This is a genomic window from Pseudonocardia sulfidoxydans NBRC 16205 (assembly GCF_007989085.1).
Taxonomy (GTDB): Bacteria; Actinomycetota; Actinomycetes; order Mycobacteriales; family Pseudonocardiaceae; genus Pseudonocardia; species Pseudonocardia sulfidoxydans.
Genome location: NZ_BJVJ01000155.1, coordinates 1 through 3540 on the forward strand (window position 1 = coordinate 1; position 3540 = coordinate 3540).

The 3540-nt window shown below is 67.4% G+C and carries 6 protein-coding genes; 4 read left to right on the top strand and 2 right to left on the bottom strand.

Annotated features, from left to right (window positions below; translation table 11 throughout):
- Positions 1-653 precede the first annotated feature (653 nt).
- Positions 654-1214 (top strand): HDIG domain-containing metalloprotein, encoded by a 561-nt coding sequence (locus tag PSU4_RS30650; RefSeq protein WP_147116137.1) that lies wholly within the window; start codon positions 654-656, stop codon positions 1212-1214.
- Here PSU4_RS30650 and PSU4_RS30655 read toward each other — a convergent pair.
- The gene (locus PSU4_RS30655; protein ID WP_147116139.1) at positions 1205-1675 is read right to left on the bottom strand and encodes an NUDIX hydrolase; all 471 of its coding nucleotides are present in this window, start codon (positions 1673-1675) and stop codon (positions 1205-1207) included. The two genes, PSU4_RS30650 and PSU4_RS30655, sit on opposite strands and share 10 nt — an antisense overlap.
- Positions 1676-1687: 12 nt before the next feature.
- Positions 1688-2431: a DUF5919 domain-containing protein gene (locus PSU4_RS30660; RefSeq protein ID WP_147116147.1), complete on the bottom strand. Its 744-nt coding sequence runs from the start codon at positions 2429-2431 to the stop codon at positions 1688-1690.
- Positions 2432-2600: 169 nt separating this feature from the next.
- Here PSU4_RS30660 and PSU4_RS30665 point away from each other — a divergent pair, with 169 nt between their 5' ends.
- The 3 genes from PSU4_RS30665 to PSU4_RS30675 form a co-directional block, all read left to right on the top strand.
- Positions 2601-2864 (top strand): helix-turn-helix domain-containing protein, encoded by a 264-nt coding sequence (locus PSU4_RS30665; RefSeq protein WP_147116141.1) that lies wholly within the window; start codon positions 2601-2603, stop codon positions 2862-2864.
- 11 nt (positions 2865-2875) lie between these two features.
- Positions 2876-3097 carry a hypothetical protein gene (locus PSU4_RS30670; protein WP_246115461.1) on the top strand — a complete coding sequence of 74 codons (222 nt, stop codon included), beginning with the start codon at positions 2876-2878 and terminating at the stop codon, positions 3095-3097.
- The coding region (locus PSU4_RS30675; protein ID WP_147116145.1) for a WhiB family transcriptional regulator at positions 3094-3540 on the top strand (447 nt) is incomplete at its 3' end. The genes PSU4_RS30670 and PSU4_RS30675, both read left to right, overlap by 4 nt.

Genomic DNA, 3540 nt, shown 5'->3' on the forward strand with positions numbered 1-3540 from the left:
CCGGCGCCTCATCCGCTGCCGCGCAGTCTCGGTAAGCCCACGACCGGCTCCGCTGCTGGTGGCCGCCCAGCGCCCGTCGACAGCTCGGAGTGCGCCCATGCCGAAAGGCGTTACGACCGCGCAGTCCTCATACTCCACGAACTGCTGGTCATTGTGCTCTCACGAGCCCTGACCTGTGCGCCCCCGGCAGGATTCGAACCTGCGACACCCGCTTTAGGAGGCCGCCGTGATGTGCACCACGTACCTCTTGTGGTCTCCTGAACTGCGGAAACGCCATCATCGGTCACCGGATGTCGCTCTGATCGACTCTGTTTCGCACCACGATTGATGCCACGCAGCCGTCAGGTGAGCATGTGGGTGCGGCCTTGGCTACGGTCTGCACCGCGGGTCCAGTCGATCGACCTTGTCTGCTACGTGAGCCCGTGTGGCGCCTTCCCCCGGTTCAGACGGGCAGTCTCGGCAGGAGCGTTACCGGATGTTCTGGGCGCCGCCGGGGTGAGCGCCCGACACGCTGCACCGCCAGCAGTCCTTTGATCAAGTTCGGGAAGCCTGGTTCGTGCGCGAGTCGAGAACGTTCGGTGCAGCCGTGTACATCGTCACTCGGATCGGCATGGCCGGGTCCGAAGCGAGCCTGCGTTCCATAGTCTGGTCGGGTGAGGCTGGATGAGTGGGCGGAAGCCGTTGCCCGGGAGCATCTCGCCGCGGCATTGCCGAGGCGGTGGGCTCATGTACAGGCAGTTGCTGCTCGCGCGACGGTGTTCGCAGGGGCCCTGCCCACGGATGCGGACCTCCTCCTGGCAGCGGCTTGGCTCCATGACGTCGGCTACGCGCCGGAGCTTGCGGCGACCGGGTTCCATCCTCTGGACGGCGCACGCCATCTCGAGGAGATCGGAGCACCTGCGCGCCTGGTCGGTCTCGTCGCGCACCACTCCGCAGCAGCGGCTGAGGCGGGCGTACTGGGGCTCGACGTCGAGTTGCAGGAATTTGAGAACGAGAAGACCTTGGTTCGTGACCTTCTCTGGCTCTCGGATATGACGACCGGCCCTACAGGCCAGCCGATGACGTTCGTCGAGCGGATGGCTGAGTTGCGAGAGCGGTATCCAGCGGATCACTACGTCGTGCGCTCGCTCGAGGCCGGCATGCCGATGCGTCAACAGGCCGTGGACCGGGCCCAAGGCTGGATCAACCGCGTCGGAGCGCTCGCTCAGGTGTAGTAGGGCTCGGAGCGTTGCTCGAAGCCGTGCTCGATGCGGAGGCGGATCGACGGGTGTATCTCGAGGGCCTTCAGCTCCGGCGGCTCCACCCAGCGAACCTCTGTCGACTCATCGCTGGTCCGAGGCTCGCCGCTCACCGGCCGGGCTCTGAAGCAGATCGAAAACTCCTGTCGTACCTCGCCGTCGGTGAACTGCACGACGTGTGCCGGGTTCGAGTAGATGCCGATGAGCCCGGTGACCTCGATGTCGACCCCGGTCTCCTCGCGCGTCTCGCGGACGGCCGCCTGCGTCATCGTCTCGCCGAGCTCGTGCCTTCCTCCGGGCAAGGCGTGGAGGCCGCTGTCGGTCCGCCGAATCATCAGCAGGCGGCCGCCGCCGTCGATGACGAAGGCGCTGGCGGCGATGACGATGCTCGTCGGGTCAGGCGCGTCGGGGTCGTCGAGGTAGTCCGTGCGTGCCACACCCTGATCAGATCACCACGAGGCGGGTTTCGACAGCGTCCACACGTCAACGAAGCTCTTCGTGTAGATGGAGAACAGGTCGCCCGCACCGAGTTTGCGCAGGTGAAGCGCCGGCGCATGGGCACCGGGGGCTCCGTAGACATGGTTGTTCACGATGAGCTCGTCGTCGAACCGGAAGATCGAGTTGTAGAGCGTCGTCGCGTGGAAGCGAAACTCGATGCCCGGTGTGCCCTGTAGCGGTGAGTACGGCATGAGCCCGTACTTGATCCGCGCGCCCAACGCGCCTTCGCCGAGGCCCTCCTCGTCGCCTCGGAGTTCGACGGCGTCGGAGTCGGGGTCGCCGAACGCGATGCGGACGGTGACGCCCGCAGCGGCCTTGTCGGCGAGGGTGCGGATGAAGTCCGGTCGTTCGACGAGGAACAGTCCGGAGTAGACGAGGATGTCGATGCGGTCGGTCGCCGAGGCCAGCAGGCGATCCCACAGGTCGGTGGGCAGGGCGTTCCGATGGGGGAAGACACCGACGATCTCCGACGCCGCGATGGACGCCTGACGCTCGGGCGACACGGCGGCCGGCCACAGGTAGCTCTCGGCCTGGTGGAGCAGTTTGGCGAGGCTGCGGCGGTGGCGTGCATACGGCGTGCGATCGGTCGTCACCCAGCGCTCGACCGTCTTCGGGTCGGTACCCGTCGCTGTCGCCGCGTCCTCGACGGACACGCCGGCCTCCAGCAGTGCGTCGCGAAGCCTCTCATTGGCCACAACCCACCTCCAGGACCAACTGGGGACGTCTTGATTCTCCCTGAGACGTCCTAAGTCGTCCAGTGCCGTGGTGAAGATGTCCGCCGGAAATCGAGAAAGTGATCTCCACGGACACGCCGCCCGGGCGAGTTCGACAGGTCGGGAGAACGACATGAGTCAGGTCCACCCCATGGTCCAACCCGTTGGGCCGCAGTCAATCTCGGAGTCGGGCCCGCGCTTCTACAGCGTTGGTCAGGTGGCTCGCATGCTGGGGATGTCGGCGATGACGCTCTACCGCGCCATCAACGCCGGAGACTTTCCGGCGATCCGGATCAGGGGACGTCTCATCGTCCCGGCCCGCGCCGTCGACGAGATGGTCGAGACCGCGATCTCGACGCAGAGCGTCGTCGACGCGGCCGGCTGGGCGCCCGAGAAGAACGCGGGCCGGCGATGAGCAGTGTGGGTGTGTTGATCCTGTTCGCGATCGTCGGTGCGGTGATTTGTGCGAAGTGTCGGGTTCCGGCGGGCGCGGTGGTGTTCTCGCTGGTCGCGCTGGTGATGTTCGTGGCGACCCCGGCGGGTCAGGGGTTGCCGGAGGCGGTGGCGTCGTTCCTGTCGACGGTGGACGACTCGACGACTCCCGCACTGAATGGTGAGGCGCCTGCGGGTTCGGGAGCGGTGGGATGACCGCCGCACGCAACGAGGTCCGCAACTGGCGCGCAGACGCATTGTGTGTCCAGGTTGACCCTGACTTGTTCTTTCCCGAGGCCGACCGGGGTACGGCGTTCGATCGGCAGGTCACCGCTGCGAAGCGGGTGTGCGCGGGCTGCCCCGTCCTGACCCAGTGCCTGGACTACGCCCTATGGGCGCTCCCGGACGGGATCGCCGGCGGCACCACCCCGGCCGAACGTGTCAGCTTGCGCCGCCGTCGCGGTGTCGAGCTGCAGGACGTGCTGGCCGGGCTGCTCCCACCGGACGGCCAGCGTGAGCGCGCCGCGGCCGACCGGCGGGCGGCCGCGGCGGGCGCGGATGCGTCGGAGTTGATGCACCGCTTCGGCGTCGTGCGGGAGACGGCGCAGCGCTGGCGTACCGATGCTCGCCGCACCCTCCCGCCAGCACGTCAGGCGGGG